20 protein-coding genes and 2 pseudogenes are annotated in these 19,082 nt (G+C 43.6%); 15 read left to right on the top strand and 7 right to left on the bottom strand.

The window, feature by feature from the left end; genetic code table 11:
• Nucleotides 1–98 precede the first annotated feature (98 nt).
• The 6 genes from JGK36_RS17960 to JGK36_RS17935 all read left to right on the top strand — a co-directional run bounded on the left by JGK36_RS17960 (nt 99) and on the right by JGK36_RS17935 (nt 8,995).
• A complete protein-coding gene (locus JGK36_RS17960; RefSeq protein WP_293196818.1) occupies nt 99–1,859 on the top strand; it encodes a serine/threonine-protein kinase in 1,761 nt (586 codons plus the stop codon).
• A 364-nt stretch (nt 1,860–2,223) separates the two neighbouring features.
• On the top strand, nt 2,224–3,324 hold the full coding sequence (locus JGK36_RS17955) for a serine/threonine-protein kinase (RefSeq protein WP_293196817.1): 1,101 nt from the start codon (nt 2,224–2,226) through the stop codon (nt 3,322–3,324).
• Nucleotides 3,325–3,785: 461 nt separating this feature from the next.
• Nucleotides 3,786–4,331, top strand: a complete 546-nt coding sequence (locus tag JGK36_RS17950) for a COP23 domain-containing protein (protein WP_293196816.1) — start codon at nt 3,786–3,788, stop codon at nt 4,329–4,331.
• Between the two features lie 20 nt (nt 4,332–4,351).
• Nucleotides 4,352–6,046, top strand: coding sequence for a serine protease (locus JGK36_RS17945; protein ID WP_293196815.1), 1,695 nt, complete (start codon nt 4,352–4,354; stop codon nt 6,044–6,046).
• Between the two features lie 32 nt (nt 6,047–6,078).
• The gene (locus tag JGK36_RS17940) at nt 6,079–7,071 is read left to right on the top strand and encodes a serine protease (protein ID WP_293196814.1); all 993 of its coding nucleotides are present in this window, start codon (nt 6,079–6,081) and stop codon (nt 7,069–7,071) included.
• A gap of 373 nt (nt 7,072–7,444) precedes the next feature.
• The gene (locus JGK36_RS17935) at nt 7,445–8,995 is read left to right on the top strand and encodes a transposase (protein ID WP_366034880.1); all 1,551 of its coding nucleotides are present in this window, start codon (nt 7,445–7,447) and stop codon (nt 8,993–8,995) included.
• A gap of 225 nt (nt 8,996–9,220) precedes the next feature.
• On the opposite strand, the gene JGK36_RS17930 is transcribed toward JGK36_RS17935, so the two are convergent.
• Nucleotides 9,221–9,961, bottom strand: a complete 741-nt coding sequence (locus JGK36_RS17930) for a hypothetical protein (RefSeq protein ID WP_293196813.1) — start codon at nt 9,959–9,961, stop codon at nt 9,221–9,223.
• 242 nt (nt 9,962–10,203) lie between these two features.
• Here JGK36_RS17930 and JGK36_RS17925 point away from each other — a divergent pair, with 242 nt between their 5' ends.
• The 6 genes from JGK36_RS17925 to JGK36_RS33905 all read left to right on the top strand — a co-directional run bounded on the left by JGK36_RS17925 (nt 10,204) and on the right by JGK36_RS33905 (nt 14,399).
• A complete protein-coding gene (locus tag JGK36_RS17925) occupies nt 10,204–10,701 on the top strand; it encodes a GNAT family N-acetyltransferase (RefSeq protein WP_293196812.1) in 498 nt (165 codons plus the stop codon).
• A gap of 20 nt (nt 10,702–10,721) precedes the next feature.
• Nucleotides 10,722–11,930 carry a precorrin-6y C5,15-methyltransferase (decarboxylating) subunit CbiE gene (gene cbiE / locus JGK36_RS17920; protein WP_293180896.1) on the top strand — a complete coding sequence of 403 codons (1,209 nt, stop codon included), beginning with the start codon at nt 10,722–10,724 and terminating at the stop codon, nt 11,928–11,930.
• Between the two features lie 170 nt (nt 11,931–12,100).
• Nucleotides 12,101–12,445 (top strand): hypothetical protein, encoded by a 345-nt coding sequence (locus JGK36_RS17915; protein WP_293180893.1) that lies wholly within the window; start codon nt 12,101–12,103, stop codon nt 12,443–12,445.
• A 4-nt stretch (nt 12,446–12,449) separates the two neighbouring features.
• Entirely contained in the window at nt 12,450–12,839 is a 390-nt protein-coding gene (locus tag JGK36_RS17910; RefSeq protein ID WP_293191098.1) for a hypothetical protein, read from the top strand.
• Nucleotides 12,840–12,860: 21 nt separating this feature from the next.
• On the top strand, nt 12,861–13,889 hold the full coding sequence (locus JGK36_RS17905; protein WP_293196811.1) for a nucleotidyl transferase AbiEii/AbiGii toxin family protein: 1,029 nt from the start codon (nt 12,861–12,863) through the stop codon (nt 13,887–13,889).
• A 123-nt stretch (nt 13,890–14,012) separates the two neighbouring features.
• Nucleotides 14,013–14,399 (top strand): DUF433 domain-containing protein, encoded by a 387-nt coding sequence (locus tag JGK36_RS33905; RefSeq protein ID WP_363319156.1) that lies wholly within the window; start codon nt 14,013–14,015, stop codon nt 14,397–14,399.
• Nucleotides 14,400–14,447: 48 nt separating this feature from the next.
• Here JGK36_RS33905 and JGK36_RS17895 read toward each other — a convergent pair whose 3' ends face one another.
• The 5 genes and pseudogenes from JGK36_RS17895 to JGK36_RS17875 all read right to left on the bottom strand — a co-directional run.
• Nucleotides 14,448–14,801 carry a XisI protein gene (locus JGK36_RS17895; protein WP_293180884.1) on the bottom strand — a complete coding sequence of 118 codons (354 nt, stop codon included), beginning with the start codon at nt 14,799–14,801 and terminating at the stop codon, nt 14,448–14,450.
• Nucleotides 14,776–15,158, bottom strand: a pseudogene (locus tag JGK36_RS17890) (type II toxin-antitoxin system VapC family toxin). The gene JGK36_RS17895 and the pseudogene JGK36_RS17890 overlap by 26 nt, the downstream one beginning before the upstream one ends.
• Entirely contained in the window at nt 15,158–15,382 is a 225-nt protein-coding gene (locus JGK36_RS17885) for a DUF2281 domain-containing protein (RefSeq protein WP_293180881.1), read from the bottom strand. Before JGK36_RS17885 ends, JGK36_RS17890 begins: the two are co-directional and overlap by 1 nt.
• A 50-nt stretch (nt 15,383–15,432) precedes the next feature.
• Nucleotides 15,433–15,729, bottom strand: a complete 297-nt coding sequence (locus JGK36_RS17880) for a hypothetical protein (RefSeq protein WP_293180878.1) — start codon at nt 15,727–15,729, stop codon at nt 15,433–15,435.
• A gap of 263 nt (nt 15,730–15,992) precedes the next feature.
• Nucleotides 15,993–16,141, bottom strand: a pseudogene (locus JGK36_RS17875) (transposase); the annotation flags it as partial.
• A gap of 21 nt (nt 16,142–16,162) precedes the next feature.
• Between JGK36_RS17875 and JGK36_RS17870 the strand changes: the two are divergent.
• Nucleotides 16,163–17,428 (top strand): transposase, encoded by a 1,266-nt coding sequence (locus JGK36_RS17870; RefSeq protein ID WP_293191107.1) that lies wholly within the window; start codon nt 16,163–16,165, stop codon nt 17,426–17,428.
• Here JGK36_RS17870 and JGK36_RS17865 read toward each other — a convergent pair.
• Nucleotides 17,420–18,355 (bottom strand): type IIL restriction-modification enzyme MmeI, encoded by a 936-nt coding sequence (locus JGK36_RS17865; RefSeq protein ID WP_293201028.1) that lies wholly within the window; start codon nt 18,353–18,355, stop codon nt 17,420–17,422. The two genes, JGK36_RS17870 and JGK36_RS17865, sit on opposite strands and share 9 nt — an antisense overlap.
• Nucleotides 18,356–18,625: 270 nt before the next feature.
• On the opposite strand from JGK36_RS17865, the gene JGK36_RS17860 reads away from it, so the two are divergent.
• A complete protein-coding gene (locus JGK36_RS17860; protein ID WP_293181169.1) occupies nt 18,626–18,829 on the top strand; it encodes a type II toxin-antitoxin system HicB family antitoxin in 204 nt (67 codons plus the stop codon).
• Complete coding sequence (locus tag JGK36_RS17855; protein ID WP_293180869.1) at nt 18,826–19,044, top strand: type II toxin-antitoxin system HicA family toxin; 219 nt, start codon at nt 18,826–18,828, stop codon at nt 19,042–19,044. Before JGK36_RS17860 ends, JGK36_RS17855 begins: the two co-directional genes overlap by 4 nt.
• Nucleotides 19,045–19,082: the final 38 nt, after the last annotated feature.

Here is a 19,082-nt window from a genome sequence, read left to right as displayed (position 1 = left end):
AGCACATAATATGGACAGGACTTGTGCGGCAAACCGGGTTTCTGCGTTAGCTGCACGTAAGTCTACTATGGATATCTAGCCCCATCTTTACTCTGGTTGTGCCTCACCCCCCTTCACAAGCCGTCCACTGCATCAATCCAGATTGCCCAAGGCCTTACCCTCAGACTTGGGGCAACAATTTTTGTCAGAGTTGCGGGACTCCGCTGCGGCTAAAAAATCGCTACATACCTCTACAAGGGCTCGGTACCGGGGGTTTTGCAGCTATCTACACAGTTTGGGACGCAGAAACTCAAACCGAGCGCGTCCTCAAATTGTTGCTCGAAACTTCTCCGAAAGCGCTAAAACTGTTCGAGCAGGAAGCTTGGGTTTTGGCAATTTTGCGGCACCCCGGCGTTCCAAGAGTCGAGCCGGACGGTTATTTTCACGTCCAAACCCAAAATTTGGGAGGCGGGGATGGAAATGCCACAGGGAGGCGCTTACCTTGTTTGGTAATGGAAAAGATTCACGGCAAAACTTTAGAAGAAATTCTTGAAGATCACCCTCAGGGATGTCCGCAGGAATGGGTGTTTAGCTGGCTGAGTCAAGCTGTGCAAATTTTAGAGGAGTTGCATCGGTGTCAGATTATTCACCGCGACATTAAACCGTCCAATTTGATGCTGCGAGACCCGGAGTCGCCCCAAGTGTTGCTGAGCAAAGGTTTGGGCGGTTTGCAGTTGGTGGCGATCGACTTTGGGGGAGTTAAACAGATGGGCGGTGGCGAACCGGCGGGGAAAGATTCTCCGAGCTCGACGCGGTTGATTTCGCCTGGGTACAGCCCGCCGGAACAAATTGTTGGGGGCCAAGTTGTCCCGGCGACGGATTTTTATGCCCTCGGGCGGACTTGCATTCATTTGCTGACGGGGAAGTATCCGGCGGAAATTGAAGATCCGATGACGGGGGAGTTGCGCTGGCGCCACATTGTGTCTGTGAGTCCGGCTTTTGCGAATTTGTTGGATGATATGGTGCGATCGAATATACAGCAGCGTCCGGCTTCGGCTGCGGATGTTCGATCGCGTTTGCAAGATATTTATGCTAAGAGTAAGGGCAAAATTGCGTTAGCCCCAGTCAGTCAAGCTATTGTGGAATTTTGCCGGCAAGTGGTGGTGGCGACGGCGCAAAAAACGGCAAGTTTGACGGTTTTGGTGTTCGGCGCGATCGCCCAACTTGTAGTAGCTTCTCTGGATACGGGCTGGGAAATGGTGCTCGGTGGGGTTGGTGGATCCGCAGGGGCGATCGGCGGTTTGGTTTTGGCCTATGCTTCGCCTATTGGCCCGGAATTTGCGAGTTTTTTGAATGAAGGTTTGCACCAATTAATTCCTTATATGAGTTTTAATGTCGGCCCGGAAGTGCTCTTGTTTGCTTTTGCGGGCTGGGGCACTGCGATAGGTTTGACGGATGCGGGGAGTTTTCGCCAGCAAAAACAGTATTGGCTGTCGGGATTGATGGGTGCTCAGGGCTATTTGTTGGCGAGTTTGTGCTGGATGGAAGCGACTGCTTTTAGCGGCGTGCAGGGGATTATTTTGGGGGCATTTGCGATCGCCACTTTAACGATCGGCATGGGTTTGCGGAGTCACCAATTAGCGCACGCTTTGGTGGTGGCTGCTTGTTCGACGGGAATGTTTCTATTTTTGAATGCTTTGAGCATTTTTCCAGGGAGTTTTTTAGGAATTTTGGATCTTTCGTCTGGTTATCCCTTCGGCTGGTTGCAGATTGGGAGTTCAATTGCATTTTTTGGTTTGTTGGGAAGTGCGATCGGGCTTTGTTTGGGAGTTAGTCATTATTTAGTTGTGCCCGTGTTGCGGTGGTTGGGATGGCGGTAGGCAATTTAGAGCGTGTCCGCTGGAATTTTTTTATGATTTTTAACCACATATAAACGCAAATATCAGCTTTTTATACTAAATCCGGCTTAAATACACCCTTTATTTATTAGTCCGCCTTCGCAGACTAAATTTTGTTTGCTTCGACCTCAAACTCTTATGACTGGCGCATTGCTACATTAGACTTGGAGGTCAAAAGTGATTTCAATCACCGAGCGATCGAGGGAGTAACGAACGCGGATTTCGTATTATACTGTCGGCTGACCGAAAATTATTTTAGGATTAGGGAGTTGTCATATCTCTATTCAGGGATTAATATAAGCTTTATAGGAGAGCAGGCTGAGCGGGATCTCTGGAGGAGGGTAGAATGATAGGACAAGGGCAAACTCTACCGATGGGTCAATCAGTAGGGGGTGGACGTTTCAAAATCATCCATATTTTGGGCAATGGGAATTTTGGCGAAACTTACTTAGCCGAAGATTGGCACGATTCGGGTAGGCAATGCGCTCTGAAGCGGTTCATCTTTGTCAGTAATAACCCTACAACTTTTGCCAAGGCAAAGGAGTTGTTCGAGCGCGAAGCCAAATTTTTAAAGAATTTAACGGAAAACCCTAAAAATTATTTGATTCCCAAGTACATAGGATACTTGTCAGAGGGTCAAGAGTTGTACTTAGCGCAGGAATACATTGACGGATGTACCCTTCGTGATGAACTAAATCGCAATACGAGGCTCAATGAGGATCGAGTTGCCAGTTTGTTAGAGGATGTACTCAATTCCCTGATATTTATTCATCAACAACAAAATATTCACCGGGATATCAAACCAGAAAATCTCATTAAGAGAAATGGGGATGGCAAGATAGTTCTCATAGATTTCGGTGCAGTTAAGCAGAAAGTCACTAAACTCACCTCTCCTGGAACTCAGATTCATACTGAAGGTTATGCACCGCTAGAGCAGATTCAAGGCTACCCAGAATATTGCAGCGATATTTATGCTTTAGGGATGACTGCTTTGGAAGCTTTGACAGGAGTGGAGCCTGAAAAACTCAAAGATGTTACTACAGGGAAGGTTGTGTGGCCTCATTCATTCAATGCTAGTAATAAGCTGAAGAAAATTTTGGAAAAGATGGTGGAGCATAATTGTAAAAGTCGCTATCAATCAGCAGAGAAGGTGCTAAACGATTTAAATTCAGGAGGTTTTACGGCTACTGCGGTAGTAGCCCCTATTTTACGTTCCACCATTCCATCGGTTCAAAATGGAGGAGGGGGAATATCCAAGCTGCCTATGTGGTTGTGGTTTGCGATCGCAACGCCCTTGGTTATGATCTTAGCTTTTGTGCTTGGGCTGCTTTCCACACCGCAGTCTCCGAAACCGGAGAGAGAAAAACAACAGGATATTCAATCACCTGAACCTACTCCCCAACCTAGTGATGACGATATATTCAAGCGTCCGCCAGGGACACCCTAGCCTTCGCTAGTGGATATAGGGACTTTTTGTGTTTGCGCCACAGGCTTGGCACGGAAAATTTCGCTAAGATACTTACAATTAAGAACACGCCTTCCTAGAGATGAATAGTACGAACAGCTTTTTGGAAAAAGCAGCACACATAGCAACAGTAATCGCAGCACTAGCTGTTTTAGTCGATGTTGGAATCAATCTCTCTCTATACTTCAGGGAGCAGAGTTCACAGATTACTAATGTAACCCCAGTTTCGCCAACCCTAGGTTCGATAACCCCAGATTCGGCAACGTGTGACCAAAACTCGTTGTTTTGTCGTCCTCCAGGGCAATAGCTTACAGATAGTTAGTCATCTTGATTCAAATTGGGTTAAGAACTATCACCGATCGGTAGACAAGTTGTGGTGAAAACTGCAATAATACAGTATAAGTTTTCTAAAAAATTAATTGTTCACGTTATGAGGTTGATCGATGAAAATTAAAACTACAGCTTCAGCCATTTTAACAATGGCTACGGTGCTATCAACATTTGGTTTGGCATTTACTAAATCGGCTGAAGCAGCACCCCGCACTTTCTCCTGTAAAATGAACTATGCCGTATGGACAACAGTCGTTAACGAAAGCGGCAAGCCCGAAAAAGCATTGATCCGGTGGGATTCTGATTTTGGTGGGCAAGTGGGTTATACGCGAGAGCGCCGATGCAACGAAGTCACTAACAGAATGAATAGCTACTTGAGCAACAGGGGTCAGTTCCTGACTCACGGTATTCAGAACGGTCAAAAAGTAATTTGTACAACAGACCGCCTGGGTAAAGACTGCCTCAACTTCCTTTACACGGTGAAACCAGAGCACGACCCCAAGGCAAGGCTAGAAGAATTGTTTGCACTGACAAACAAAAATAATACTCCATTGCCACTCCGAGAACGGCGTTGTGCTGCAACAAAAACATATATCTCTGTCGATGCCCTGCTTGGAGGGCAAACGGTTTTTGCGCGAGAAGTTTGTTCCGTTCGGTAAGTATCAGGTATCCTGATTAAATGAAGTTAACTTTAGTTAGATTTATCGCTTTAGCCTGTATAGGTGGTTGTCAATTGCTATCACCTACACAGGTTTCTCAGTCTTTTGACAAGGCTACCACTGCGGTAACAAGTGTTACGTCAGAGGCAGAAAACGGGCTCTCAAAGGATTTGATTCCTGAGAGGGCAAAATTAATTTCCTTGAGAGTTTATTCAATTAACCCACAAGAGTGGAAAAACAATGGTTTAATTTTGAATGAGAGTGGCTCTGGAGTTTTGATGGCTATGGAGCCGACACCAGCCAACCCGTCAGTCTATCAATATCTTGTCTTGACGGCTAATCATGTAGCCAAGGAATCGACAGGAAGAGCAAAAAAACCTGAGTTTTATATCCGTACCCCTGACGGTTTAATTCATAAGGCGCGTCGTCACCCCCAAAAATTCAATAAAACGGATTTAGCATTATTATATTTCTATAGCCCTTATCGCTACGAAGTGGCTGTAATTGCTAAGAAACAATCCTTAAAGCATGAAGATTTGATATATGTTAGTGGGTTTCCTTGTAACCTGGTTTTGACTACCATATCCTGTCCTGCGGAGTTTGTCGTGAAAAAGGGTCAAGTGAAGGCTGTACTGACTAAACCTTTAGTTGATAATTATAGTATTGGATACACCAATGAAGTTGTGGAAGGGACGAGTGGCGGCCCAATCTTGAATGAGCAAGGCGAAGTAGTAGGTATCAATGGCAGAGGTGAAGATGGGCCATCATCTCAATATAAGCGTGCAGATGGTTCAGACTCAAATGAAGATGAGATTAATTCGATGAAACCCTTGCGTTGGGGAATTCCGATTGACTTTTATCTCCAGCTAGATACCAAGAAACTGTTTAAGGAAATACCGCCTTTAAATCAGGAATTTGTACGCATCGGGTATATTGCCCAATCAGATTCTCAAACTAATCAATCAAAAAAGACACTACCTCCTGACCCTCAGAAATCTGCTGAAGAGAAGGATCAAGTTACATTTACGGCCGAAAAGCATAAAAATTCTCCGTCAGTAAATGAGTTTTTATCTAGATTAAAAGATAATGATTTATTGGTCAAAATTTTATTTTATTTCCTTCCTGCTGTAGTGGTAATCTTTTTACTTCTATTCTTTTTGGGTCGGTTTGGGAAAATAAATACAACAGGAGCTACGGGGGCGAGTCAAAATAATAAATCTCCAGACAAAAATAGTCAGGATACAGTGCCAAGAGAGACAGAAAAACCTGGTTTGCGCGTCAAAGTGGGTAATTTATTTAACGGTCTTATTCAGAAATTAAAAGATACAGAACAAAACAAGGACAAGCAGCAGCCTATAGCTAATATTTTGTTTACTTTAGTTCAAGATATTGGTTGGGAAGCAGAAATTTCATCTCATGATGGTCAAAAAAATCAAAGTTATAAGTTATATTATGATAAGTATTTAAAAGAAAAATTTGATAAATGTGATGATTATTGGTTAAAATACGAAATCAAGGAATTTGTCATTTTCATAAAACAAGAAATTCCCACAGGGCTAGAGGGGAAACCTCTTCCTAAACTAACCCCCAGTAATGATTGCGAGGTCGAAAAACATACAGGGAATGATTCTCAAATATCTTGGTCATTATACAAATCTAAAAAAATATCTCAAAATGCACCTTCTCGCATTATTATAATTGAGTTTATTTTTTAATCAAATGATCCACCTATTACGACTTCTCCAATATGAAATCTAACCAACTAAAATACTGTTTAATTATTGGCTTTTGTGTTTTGCTAAGTTTTATTTTAGGAAAATTTGTCAGCAATATTAATCACAATATCAGCACTCCGCTCAAGCCGACACCTGTAATTTTCAAAAATCAATTAGAAGAAATAGCCACAAAATCCACTGTTTTGATTGCAGTACCTGGCGGTGGTTATGGTTCAGGGGTAATCATTAGGAGTCAAGACAAATATTACGTACTAACAACTAAGCACGTTGTTGCAATTCCACCAGAACCTCAGAATCAGTACGAAATTAAAAGTTACGATGGAAACGTGTATCTAACAATTACTGATAAAAATTACGATCAATTAGTGGAGCAATTAGTTGCAGATACATTGGGAGACATTGATCTAGCACTCATCGAGTTGCCCACTCAATCGCAAAATTACACAGCAGCTAAATTATCGACAGGATTATCTGAATCTATATCTGTATTGGTATCAGGATGGCAACAATGTCAGCCTCAACCTCAATATGAATTAACTAAGGGAACAATATTAAAAAAAATATCATCGGAAAGTGAGATAAATCAATTATCCGAAAAGGATGATTCGTTGTACCTTCAGGATAAAGATAATAATTATAAGAATGGTTATAGAGTTAAATATACTAATTCAACTTTGAGCGGGATGAGTGGTGGGCCAGTATTTAATGAGAATGGTAGCATAGTCGCTATTCATGGGATGCCTGGGGCAGAGGGCAAGGAGAGAACTGACCGAAAGTGCCAGTCGATCAACAATCCAAATTTAGGTAATAACTGGGGGATTCCTATCAGTTTATTTTTAGAGTCTAACTTAGCTAAGGGTAAGAATTTTGACGAAGATAAAAAGCCAGTTAAATCAGCTAAGACTACACCAAAACCATCCCCAATAAACACAACATCTTCTTCAGATAACGGTGATATGTTAAAGTGTCCTGAAACGGGTAAGCAAGAAGGTTGGTGTAAGTGAATGGGAGACAGATCGCCTTTTTTGGTTTGTTGGGAAGTGCGATCGGGCTTTGTTTGGGAGTCAGTCATTATTTGGTTGTGCCTTTGTTGCGGTGGTTGGGTTGGAAGTAGGAATTAACTAATTAAATATTCAACATTTCACCTCAAATTCAGATACCCCTAAATCCCCCTTAGAAAGGGAAACTTTGAGAAGGCTCTTGTCCCCCCGACCTAAGCGGGGTTAGGGGGTTTCTCCGGGTTTTAAAACTCTTGTGGGGTAGGCTTCTAGCCCGCCCCAAAATCTACAATTTAGCTAAACAGACGGGAATCCCCACACTAATCGAAGCGATATAGTGTGGGATGAGAGGCGCGTGAATCGAGGATTCCACATTTTCATGTCCTCGCCCGCTATGCTGGCGAGCAATGAAGGTGTGGATGACGAGATGAACAAATCTTTATTTGCAAGCATCGTTACTCGACATAACTTATTAAATCACTACTTGACTTTGTATAGTATTTCCTGGTATTTTTATTACAAGCAAATGCGTAAAGGTCGCAACGCAATGAAAGTAACATATCAGTATCAGTTCTATCCCGACACCAGTCAAAAGTCAACCCTCAATCATTGGTTGAGGATTTGTCGCTATTGGTACAATAGACAGCTAGGCGATCGATTTGATTGGTGGGAGATGAACCGCACTGCTATAAATGCTTGTCCGTTGATTGCTAGTATCTCTACGCCTCGCGAAAAGCCCAACTACTACACCCAAAAACAACAACTACCCATCCTTAAAAAAGACTTAATAAAAGTCTTTCATAGTGGTGAATTGCTGGACTTCAAGCAAGTAGATTCAACTATTCTTCAAGATGTCTCTAAGCGAGTGGACAAAGCTTTTGAACGGTTGATCGTAGGAGACAGTAAAGGTGGGCGATCGGGAAAACCCCGGTTTAAGACTGAAGCGGATTACCGGACGATGACTTTTTCTACGGCTAATAACGACTGGATTAAGTTGGTTCGCAAGAATTGGCTTTATATCCGATTGCCGAAGTTGGGTGTCATAAAAGTTCGGATGCACCGCCCAATCCCCGATGGATTCACTGTTAAGCAAATTAGTGTAACTAGAAAGACTGACGGTTGGTTTACCCAGATAATGCTTGAAGACACTTCAGTACCCCACTTTATTCCTGATAAAGTTACCCCAAACTGGGATAACTCAATTGGGTTGGATGCGGTGCTGCATGAAGATGTCTATTTAGCAACGTCGTCAGGCACAAAGTTACCTTCGTTGAAACCGCTTCGCAAAAACCAAGCTAAGTTATACCAGATCTCAAGGAAGCGGAACAAACGGAAGCGCGGTTCTAAAAGCCGACGCTTCTTAGCCAAAAAAGAAGCGAGACAGCACCAAAAAATAGCGCGTTCTCGCCAAGACTTTCACTACAAAACAGCTCACAGACTTGTGAAATCTGGAGCTAAATTCTTTTTTCATGAGGATTTGAATTTAAAAGGCTTAACAAAGCGGAATAAAGTTAAGCAAGACGATGAAGGTAATTACCTCCCGAACGGTCAATCAGCTAAATCAGGACTTAATAAGTCTTGGTTGGATGCTGCATTTGGTCAGTTTTTTAAGACGCTGGAATACATAGCCGAAAAAGCTGGGTCAGCCGTCGTTCCGCAAAAACCTGCTTATACGTCAATGGTTTTGTGCTATCGGAATGAAATTGTTTTCACCGATTGCGGTATGCGAAACTATTGGGATGAGCAACATTCTTTAATGGTCGATCGCGATGTTAACGCCGCGATTAATTTAAAGAAACTTGGGTTGGGCATTTTCCCAAGGATAAAACGCCGTAGCGGGAATCTTTCTGTAGTAGGAAATATAGATGATAGTACCGCGAAGGAAATTTTGTATACCCTTCATCGGGCTGCAAAGATGCCCACGTCATAGCACCACGAGGCTTGACGTGGAAGTATGTCACAGGCTAGACAGCTTATAATCTAATACCGTTTACTTAAGACCGCCCTGAGGGTAAAACCCTATGATAAATAGATACGGAGATTGCTTCGTTCCTCTCTTCGGACTATTCTAAGTAAACCGTATTGGTGTATAAGCAGCAACTGTCAAAATTATGCGGTCGCCTACATTCATAAAAAAGCAACAAAACTTGTTGTTTTATTTGATAGTTAATTGGGCTGATTTTATCCGATCGCCCATTTTACCCGTAATCGCAATCTTTCCGGGGCGCAGCGCCCGAAACGTGCCCGGTTGCGCGCCCATATGATGAAAGGTGCGATCGAGTAACGGCCGCGAATTCGGAGGCTTGGTTGGCGCACCAGGCCCCGGTTCCTGATAATCTGGAGTCCGCAGCCCGAAAGTTAATGGGGGTAGCAAATTGCCTTTTGAATCAGAGGCGATCATTTCAAAGGTAATGCGATCGCCCACGCGCACTGTCGCCACTTCTGGCTGAATCCGAACATCCCAATCTGGCGGATAAACAACACCCGACATCAAGAGTGTTTTTTGTCCTGTTTTTGCCAACACGGTAAACTTTCCCGGCGCAATTCCCGTCACAGTTCCATCTTGGGAAAGTTGGATAACTTTGGTATCTTGTGATGACCAAACTGCTGGTTTTACCAACAATGCGAAGTCTGATACTCCGCAATCTGAACCGCTGCCTTCCCCGATTTTTAGTTTAACGTTTTTACCTGCAATTAAAGGGTTAACGTCTTCAAATTTGTAAGCCAGACAAGGAGTTGTTTTAAAGATACCGAGAGTGGTTTTAAAGATGCCTGCCGTCACCACGATCGCATCCCACGCGGTACAACCAATTGCTACCAGTACCAGCGCAACTGAGGTTCCGTAGCCGACGGTGATTATTTTTTGTTTTCGATCAAACTGATGCCAGTCTCTCATTGTTCTTTCGATCGCACTTTCCTCAAAAGTTACTTGCCTCTAAGGGCGATCGATCTATTTCTGTATGCCAAAAACAAAATTGGCATAGGGTTCGATAAAATATATTAAAATTTCGATATTGTCTAGTGCGAGCTTCTAGATCGCACTGTATGGTTAATCGATCGGATATAATATCATGGTAGACTAGATATTTGGTGAATCAGGTTTTATGAATTTGCGAACTGTTGACAAATAGAAGTCCAATGATACTTGAAACTGATAGATTGATTTTGACACCGATTGTAGAGAACGATCTCAACAAGCTGCACGCCATTTTTACCGATTCCTATGTCAGGAGATATTTGTGCGACGGTCAAATTTGGTCGCTAGATCCAGTGGAAGAAATGATCGAACAGAACGAACAACTGTTTGGAGAAAAGAAATTCGGCTTGTGGTTTATCGAGAGAAAGAACGATCGCGAAGTTATTGGATTTGTGGGGTTGTGGTATTTTTTTGAGGAACCGCAGCCGCAGTTGGTCTATGCGCTGTTGCCGAAAGCTATTAAAAAAGGCTACGCTACTGAAGCATCCACCAAAATATTAGAGTATGGTTTTGATGAACTTGGATTAGATTATCTGGTTGCAAGTTGCGATCGCCCAAACATTGAATCATGCAAATTAGCAGCCAGACTCGGGATGAGACAAGTAGAAGAAAGGATTGTCAATGAAAATCCCATATTATTCTTTAGAATCGATAAGTAGTAATTAGCAGTCAGGGCGCAATGCACAAATGGCTTTCGGTGGTGGGAATTGGCGAAGACGGACTTTCGGGATTGAGTTCGATCGCCCTTTCGTTACTTGATCGATCTAAAATCGTTGTCGGTGGCGCGCGTCACCTCGCAATGCTACCCACCGACGACACCCGCGAAAAATTAGTTTGGGCTTCACCACTACAAACCACAGTTGACAGCATCATCAGCCGTCGCCCAGAGGCTGTTTGCGTGCTCGCAAGTGGCGATCCGATGTGTCACGGGATTGGTGTCACGCTGTCGCGCCGGATTCCGATCGCCGAAATGACTGTGATTCCCGCAGCATCGGCTTTTAGTCTGGCTTGCGCCCGTTTGGGTTGGCCTCTGGCGGATGTTGAGACTTTCAGCTTAACAAATCGCCCGATCGCCTCGATCGCCCTTAGTTTCTCTCCCGGTGCGCGGTTGCTAGTCTTGAGTGCCGATCGACACACGCCTGAAAAAGTTGCCCAATTGTTGACACAGCGGGGGTTTGGCAGCAGTTTGATGACCGTGTTCGAGCGGATGGGATCGCAGGCGGAACGGCGGATCGAGGGAGTTGCAGCAGCTTGGAATGCGACGGATTTAGCCGATTTGAATGCGATCGCCATTGCAGTTACAGCCGATCGCGAAACTCTGATTGTTTCCCGCACCTCCGGCTTACCGGATGCAGCCTATCGCCACGATGGACAGTTGACAAAACGGGAGGTTAGAGCCGTTACGCTGTCGGCGTTAGCGCCGATTCCGGGGGAGTTGCTGTGGGATGTGGGCGCGGGCTGCGGTTCGATCGCGATTGAGTGGATGCGGAGTCATCGGAGTTGTCGGGCGATCGCGATCGAGCGCCATCCAACTAGACTGGAATATATTGCTGAAAATGCCTCTAATTTGGGTGTTCCCGAGCTCAAAATCGTCACCGGATCAGCACCGGATGCTTTGGCAAATTTGCCGCAACCAAATGCTATTTTCATCGGTGGCGGTGTCACCGCAGAGGCTTTGCTAGAAACTTGTTGGAATGCTTTAGGTGAAGGTGGCCGATTAGTTGTGAATGCGGTGACGATTGAAAGCGAACTTAAGATTTTGCAATGGCATTCTTTGCATGGTGGGGAACTGATTAGAATTGGGATTCAGCGGGTTGGTGCGATCGGTTCTTTTCAGGGTTGGAAACCGCTTGCACCGGTGACTCAGTGGGCGGTTGTTAAGAGGTAATATCAATTCTGATTGGATCGGATTGATTTAACCACAGAGTACGCAGAGAACACAGAGGAAGAGATCAGAGAGATGAATCATTCCGATGAAGAGCGGATTTAATCTAAAAGGCGATCGATCTTATTCCCAAAAAGCTATAATCAGTAATATCCTCTGGAATGAAAGTGAAAATGCCAGACGAATCATCTGTAGATCCTTATCTAGATCAACTGTTTGAAGACTATTCCAACACTGAAGTTATTGAACTACAGCAATATCTGTCTGAATGGGATAGAGGAACTTATCGAACTGTGGCCCAAAGTGTGTTAGACCATTCACAAAGAAAAGGATTCGATCCACTCAAATATCTGCGTAAGGCACACAATTTCAACACTAGAGGTGCTGTAAGAGTTCCTCGCACGGGATATCGGCAGGATGGAGCCGCTGTTTACAGAAAGGGAAATGAGTTTTTAATTGTTCGATCCGATCGGTATGGTGTTGAAAAAATCGTGACTTATGGCATCAATGAGGAATAGAAATATGACACAAGTTCAAAACAAGTTAGTAATGCAACAGGATATGATTGTGCAACTTTTGGCACAGTTGACGGTTGACTATCAAAACACTAAATCAGAGCGTAAAGAGATAGCCCAGATATATCTTGGTTCCGAGGAAGAGTTTTCGTTTCTGGAAGAGCTTGAGTTAGTGACAGTCAGTATTCGTGGTTATGCTAGTCAGATTGAGACTAGCGCAGGGGTTGAAATTCGCGAGGAAGCGATCGCAGACTTACATCACCTTCGGGTGTTCGATCGTTTTGCGATCGCTCAGTTTTATGATGAGACGCGATCGGGCTATCTTCAAATGCGGTCTTATATCCGAATGCTAGACTATTTGCGACTGCTGGTGTTGGAGTATTTGCAAATGGAATAGAGAAGGAGTTTTGCAAAGAAGATGAACGATAAAGAAATAGCAACCGTATTTAAAATCCCCGCAAAAATGCCATTTCTTCAGGCTATATGCTGGCAAATTGCTAATGTCAAAAATCTGAGTGTCCCGGAAATGCTATGTCGCTACGAATCTGGCTGGCATTATTGGGGAGTTTTGGGAGAACCCAACTCTGAGGAAATAATTTTTATTCAACAAATTAGCCAACATTATCAATCTTGGCTGGTAGCGGAACTCTTAAGCATTGGCCAGCCCCAAGAAACAGAAAAACTGGTAAATTTTAAACCCATGTTTAAACGTGAAATTCATCAAAAGATATTAACTGTACTCAGCCACTTGAATGTCGAGTTTTTACAGGAATGTCGCGCTTATTTTGGTGGCGGCACCCTGGTAAGTATGGAACATGGAGAATATCGGTTAAGCCAAGATATTGACTTTATGTGTCCGATGGATGGTGGCTACAGTCTCCTGCGCCGAAAAGTGGCAGAAGCTGGCTATGATGCGATTTTTGCTAATCGCAATCGCATTTTTCTCCCCAACGATATTCAATCAAACCAATACGGCATCAGATTTCCAGTTATTGTGGATGATACTACAATTAAATTCGAGATGGTTTGTGAAGGGCGAATTCAGTTTGGCGAACCAAATTATCCTAATTGGTCGCCTGTTCCTTGCTTGAATCAAATCGATATTATAGCAGAAAAACTGTTAGCAAATGCAGACAGATGGCCGAGCGAGCTGGTAAACTCTAGAGATTTAATCGACTTGGCAATTCAAAGGTTAGCGAGTCCGATTCCCCAAGAGGCGATCGACAAAGCTGAAGCAGCTTATCAAGTTATGAAACCGCTAAATCGAGCGATTCAGTATTTCCAAGAGCGTCCCGATTATCGGGAAAGATGCTACGATATTTTAAGTATTGCAGAACCAGATCGAGTTATTGACGGTATCGATTTATTAGCTCAGGATTTAGGTAGGAAAATCACAGTCAGGACATTTTGCGAGACTATTTCTCCGTTTCCTGGATCTTTGTCGTAATATCATGTCCGGGCGATTACATAATAAAAAAGGTTCGTAATGAATCAAACAATAATGAACGCGGGCATCTTCTGTCCACTATGCTAAGATGAAGGCTGGTTTACATTTTTTGATGAGGTCGTTATGACCAGTTCGCTGTCTCCTACAAGTATTTCTCGCTATGTCACCCGCAATCTTGAAGTTTTGCAGGGGGAACCGATTATTGCAGGTACTCAATTGACTGTACGGGATATTGTGGTGTTTTGGAAATCAGGAATAAAGCCTGAAGAAATCCCACAGAAGTTACTGCAACTCGTGACGGGTGCTCAAGTTTTTGATGCGATTAGCTTTTATCTGGATAATCAGCCAGAAATAGACGATCGGATTGCTTGGTACGAGGCGCGTCCGATGTTGAATGTTTCGCCTCTTTTGAGATGCAATCCGTTGTTGAATGAAGTCACGGAATATGTTGCAGCCTATCGGCACGATCGAAATACCGATATCGATTTTCCTGAGTCTGAAACTCTATGACTCAATATATTCTCGATACCGACCATATCACACTGCTGCAACACTTTCCTATGCAACTCCAAACCCTGTATACTGTCGCGCATACGGAGGCTGAACTCCTAACACGATCTCTTCTTTGGCAATCCCCATTTCTACTAATTCATCAGCAAAACTTCGATCGGTTTGATTGCGCTGAATCCAAATTTTTCCATCTTTGATATCTAAGTGAATGAAGCAGTTATAAATACGGTCATGTTCATTCCATCCTAAATCGATAACCAAATAGCGATCGCGTTCTTTGTCAAAAACGAATTCTACTTCTATCTGACCATTAATCGGCGGGTCTTCACCCGATTCGAGCAGTAACTTTTCGATGCACTGGCGATAAAAATCTAGTTTATGTCCATAGTCTTTGAACAGCATAAGCATCAAACATTTCATCACGGCTGACTAAAACTAAAGAATGATTAATGGATTGGGCAATTAAAATGCGATCGAATGGATCGCGATGATGAAATGGTAGGTTGCGAACCCGTACAGTATCCGCAAATGAAATTGGCAGTAACAAGATGCCAGCAGCAGGTAACTGAGCTTCGCTGCATAGTCTGATTGCAGCGTCAGTTTACCAATGCTGATTTTGATGGCAATTTCCCAAAGACTGGCAATACTCAAATAGACTCTATCGGCGGATTCAATCTGCTCTTTCAATGCAACTGATAGGTTAGGAGCATTTTCTGAAAACCAAATAAAAGTGTGAGTATCGAGGAGCAATGTACTCATTACATATACTCCTGGAAATCCTCTAATGGTGCATCAAAATCATCAGAAAGCGGTAAGATAAATGTGCCTTTCATCATCCCGGCTTGACGTTTCTTTTGAGGAGGATTTACGGCAACCTCATTATTTGCATATTTTGCAGCTAAGAATTCTACATAGTGCAAAACTTCCTGTTTTAGGGAATCTGGTAATTTGACTAAGGTTTCTAGGATTGTGGTTTCTAGCATTAGATCGCCTCTTGCTGGATAAAATTATGATAACAATTGCCAAGCAAAACTTACCGATCGCTTCCAACTTCTGCGAGATGCCAGAATATCATCCCATTTTCCGCATGACTGAGCAAAATCCCCAAATCTTCGAGGCTTTCTAGACAGTCGAGAATCACTTTTTGTTTGCGATTTGCGCCTTTGAAATGGGCGGTGACTTGGGCGGCTGTCCATTCGCCGCTTTGAGTGCGGAACAAGTCGCGGATGGCCCAAAGTTGCTCTTTCAGGGTTTTGGGGAAAGGTTGTTGTTCCGTAGGGGCGATCGCGATTTCTGTTTCGGTTATGATACCTGCAAGGGATGGTTGCACGTAGGTTTCGCCGGGGGCTTGGTAGTCGGGACGCAGCCAGCGAATGTGTCCGTTGCGTTCTTCTTCGGCGCGTTGGGCGTTGAGGGTGACGAGGTTTTCGAGGATTTGGTCGTCGGTGAGGGTTGCTTCCCAATCATAGGCGGCAAATACGGCGCGATCGAGTTCGTCGTGGATTTGTTTGAGGGTGGAGACTAGGGCTTTTTGATAGCGCTTCGCTTAACGGGTGGGGAATTGCCACTCTTTAAGTAAACGCGCAGCACAATTTAATTTGGTACTGATTGTTGTTCAACGTATTTTTTAGCTGTTCAATCGTAACGCCACCACAACTAGCTACAAAATACGAGCCAGTCCAGAACACAGGCTTATAGTAGAAATTGCTGAGATATTCCGAAAATTCTTTGCGGATTAACCGAAAACGATTTAGGATAATGACATGATGATAACGTACCAGTACCGAATTAAGCCTAACTCCGAACAAATTGCCATCATGGACAATTGGTTGGAGTTGTTGCGTCGGCACTGGAATTATGCTTTAGGACAAAGGTTGGACTGGCTACATCGTACTCGTTGCCGGATTGACCGATGCTCAATTATCTCAGAGCCCATTGGCAAAATACCTGAAACCGCCAATTATTACACTCAGCAATCAGCACTCAAGGAAACCAAAAAAATATTTCCTGAGTACAAAGATATTTATTCTGAAGTTCAGCAAATCAATATTCAAAGATTAGAAAAAGCTTGGTGGCGTTGGTTAACACCGGATAAAACCCTTAAACGTGCTGGTAGACCACGCTTTAAAAAGAAAGGTGAATTACGTTCGTTTTGTTTTTCTAGAGTCAATCACCCAAAAGCAGCTTGTTTTTTAACAGGAACTACATTACGAATTCCCAGAATTGGAGAAATACCAGTAATTGTACATCGTCCTATTCTTAACGGATTTACACTCAAAACGGCAACCATTGTTAAAAAAGCCGATGGTTGGTATGTTTGCTTAAGCATAGAAGATGGCAGTGTACCGACACTAATGCCAATAGATACCATAAAAACAGCAGTTGGCATTGATGTCGGTTTAGAAAAATTTTTAGCGACATCAGACGGTAAAATTGTCCGGATTCAACAAACAAGAAGAAAAGCTCAAAATCATTTAGGTAGACAACAAAGGAAGTTAGCAAATCAACAAAAAGGCTCCGCCAACTATCAAAAGCAAGCTAATAAGGTCGCCAAAATTCATCAACGAATTCAGAGACAGCGAAAAGATTTTCATTATAAAACAGCACACTTCCTGGTAAGACAATATGACTTAATTGCAGTTGAAGACCTGAATATAAAAGGACTTGCTCGTACTCACTGGGGGAAATCAATTTTAGATGCAGCTTGGGGAAGTTTCATGACGATACTGGAAGCAGTGGCGGTAATACGCGGCGTTCGTGTTGTTAAAGTTAACCCGAATAATACATCTCAAGATTGCTCAGGGTGTGGAGTTAAAGTTAAAAAAGATTTATCAATTAGGTGGCATTCTTGCCCTCATTGCCATACTGAATTAGACCGTGATATTAATGCGGCAATAAATATTTTGCATAGAGCAATTGAGGATTTTAAAGCGGTGGGACTCATCGTTTCTGCTTGTGGAGGCTTAGAGATTACTCAGCCATTGAAACAAGAAGCAAAGGAAATGTTAGCTGGGTTTCAGTTAGAATAATTCTTTTGAAGCCCCCGTTAACCGAAGCGGTATAACGGGGGAGAACGTCACCAAAGTCCCAAAAATCGCAGGTTCCACATTACACCAATCCCGCTTCGCCGCCTGTAACAACACTTCCAACTGCGTCTTTGTCAGCGCAAACGCCTGGGATTCCGCAAACAATCCGCCATTAAACCGCAACAGTTGGCCATGAAAGCCAAAACTCGTCCCCTGATTCATCGCCTCCCACAGCGCCTCTACCTCCGGCTTAAACATCTTCGGATTGAGAATCCAGCGCGTTTCCAGCGCCTGGGTAAACAGATGTTCCTTCAGCAACCCCACATCCTCAGCAAACATGGTGAAAATACAGCGCATCAAAAACTGGGCGACTTGCTGCGGATCGACATTTGCTTCCATCCCCTTCGCCAACTCTGCCAAATCCGCCGCCACTTCCCGCGTCACCCGCGCCGCAATCTTCTCTGGGTTGCGCTGCTGCGGATTGCTAAATATATCGACAAACAGATCGAAAACATCCGGCTTTCGCAACTCTGTCAGCGCAATTTCTCGCCGCGCCCCGTAGCCGCCGTAATCGCCGCTAAACCCCATCCACAATTCAAAATGATCGCCAATATCGCAAGTTAATAAAAACGGCGGCTTGCTGGTGAGAGTTCGAGTGTAAGCAACTGCCTGTACAAACGCTTTTTCCATCTCTCGCAAATAGCTATTAGTTCCCCGTTTTGCCGTTCCTTTTGTGCTGGTTGTTCCGCCTTGTTTTGCCTCGATTAAAAAATGCTCGGCTTTGTAAAAATCCACAAACATCGGGCGATCGACTCCCAGCGCATCGCACATTTCCGCAAAAAACAACTGGTAGTTGGCGCGTTCATTGCCGCTAGAACCTGCCCACCGATTGATGAATGTTTCGACTCTGGTGCGATCGACCTCATTCATGCTTCAATCCTGCTGCTTGCTTTTTCCTTATTTTATAATTAGATCGGTTCGGATTGGCGATTTATCTGGCGATTTTGCTTTATAGCAACCGCCTTGGCGGTTAGGACGCTTTACTATTGATATTTGCTATAATATGTTTGACGATATTCCTAGATACAGGCGGACTCAAAAACCCGGCTTCTGCCTTAAAGTCGATCGTTCACAACGAAGATTTTGCCTAGGAACCGGGTTTTTATGGCTTTAGTGCGTGAAAAATACCTCAATAAATCTATGAAAATTAGAGCGATCGTACATCCCGCAGAAGAAGGTGGCTATTGGGCAGAAGTTCCAGCGCTTCCCGGCTGCATTACTGAAGGAGACACGATAGAAGAAGTAATAATTAATTTAAAAGATGCGATCGAAGGTTGGCTGGAAGTTGCTAATAGTCGTGAAGCAATTGCCTCCACAGATCGAGTTGTGGAAATTGCTGTATGAAATCTATTTCGGGCAAGCGACTTTGCAAAATAGTAGAGCAGAAAGGTTGGGTTCTGAAAAGAGTTACTGGCAGTCATCATATCTATGAAAACCCGGAACTAGAACAAATTTTGTCAATTCCTGTTCACCGAAATCAAGATTTGAAACTTGGAACCTTGAGAGCTTTAATGAAAATAGCTCAGCTATCTGAGGAAGATTTACAAAGTTTTTCTTAAGTATAGCAGGTTTCATAAAAATCAGGAATTACGTAATT

Origin of the sequence: Microcoleus sp. PH2017_35_SFW_U_B, from assembly GCF_020737865.1 — a bacterium.
Taxonomy (GTDB): domain Bacteria; phylum Cyanobacteriota; class Cyanobacteriia; order Cyanobacteriales; family Microcoleaceae; genus Microcoleus.
The sequence above is the reverse complement of the archived record's forward strand: the minus strand, read 5'-3'. Positions and strand labels throughout refer to the sequence as shown.

Bases quoted from the DNA above. Each gene is read 5' to 3' on its own strand.
- JGK36_RS17915 (WP_293180893.1), top strand. From the start codon at position 12,101: ATGCCAGACGAATCATCTGTAGATCCTTATCTAGATCAACTGTTTGAA.
- JGK36_RS17950 (WP_293196816.1), top strand. From the start codon at position 3,786: ATGAAAATTAAAACTACAGCTTCAGCCATTTTAACAATGGCTACGGTG.
- JGK36_RS17860 (WP_293181169.1), top strand. From the start codon at position 18,626: ATGAAAATTAGAGCGATCGTACATCCCGCAGAAGAAGGTGGCTATTGG.
- cbiE (WP_293180896.1), top strand. From the start codon at position 10,722: ATGCACAAATGGCTTTCGGTGGTGGGAATTGGCGAAGACGGACTTTCG.
- JGK36_RS17895 (WP_293180884.1), bottom strand. From the start codon at position 14,801: ATGCTGTTCAAAGACTATGGACATAAACTAGATTTTTATCGCCAGTGC.
- JGK36_RS17865 (WP_293201028.1), bottom strand. From the start codon at position 18,355: ATGAATGAGGTCGATCGCACCAGAGTCGAAACATTCATCAATCGGTGG.
- JGK36_RS17930 (WP_293196813.1), bottom strand. From the start codon at position 9,961: ATGAGAGACTGGCATCAGTTTGATCGAAAACAAAAAATAATCACCGTC.
- JGK36_RS17935 (WP_366034880.1), top strand. From the start codon at position 7,445: ATGTCCTCGCCCGCTATGCTGGCGAGCAATGAAGGTGTGGATGACGAG.
- JGK36_RS17905 (WP_293196811.1), top strand. From the start codon at position 12,861: ATGAACGATAAAGAAATAGCAACCGTATTTAAAATCCCCGCAAAAATG.
- JGK36_RS17910 (WP_293191098.1), top strand. From the start codon at position 12,450: ATGACACAAGTTCAAAACAAGTTAGTAATGCAACAGGATATGATTGTG.
- JGK36_RS17870 (WP_293191107.1), top strand. From the start codon at position 16,163: ATGATGATAACGTACCAGTACCGAATTAAGCCTAACTCCGAACAAATT.
- JGK36_RS17940 (WP_293196814.1), top strand. From the start codon at position 6,079: ATGAAATCTAACCAACTAAAATACTGTTTAATTATTGGCTTTTGTGTT.
- JGK36_RS17925 (WP_293196812.1), top strand. From the start codon at position 10,204: ATGATACTTGAAACTGATAGATTGATTTTGACACCGATTGTAGAGAAC.
- JGK36_RS17955 (WP_293196817.1), top strand. From the start codon at position 2,224: ATGATAGGACAAGGGCAAACTCTACCGATGGGTCAATCAGTAGGGGGT.
- JGK36_RS33905 (WP_363319156.1), top strand. From the start codon at position 14,013: ATGACCAGTTCGCTGTCTCCTACAAGTATTTCTCGCTATGTCACCCGC.
- JGK36_RS17885 (WP_293180881.1), bottom strand. From the start codon at position 15,382: ATGCTAGAAACCACAATCCTAGAAACCTTAGTCAAATTACCAGATTCC.
- JGK36_RS17945 (WP_293196815.1), top strand. From the start codon at position 4,352: ATGAAGTTAACTTTAGTTAGATTTATCGCTTTAGCCTGTATAGGTGGT.
- JGK36_RS17855 (WP_293180869.1), top strand. From the start codon at position 18,826: ATGAAATCTATTTCGGGCAAGCGACTTTGCAAAATAGTAGAGCAGAAA.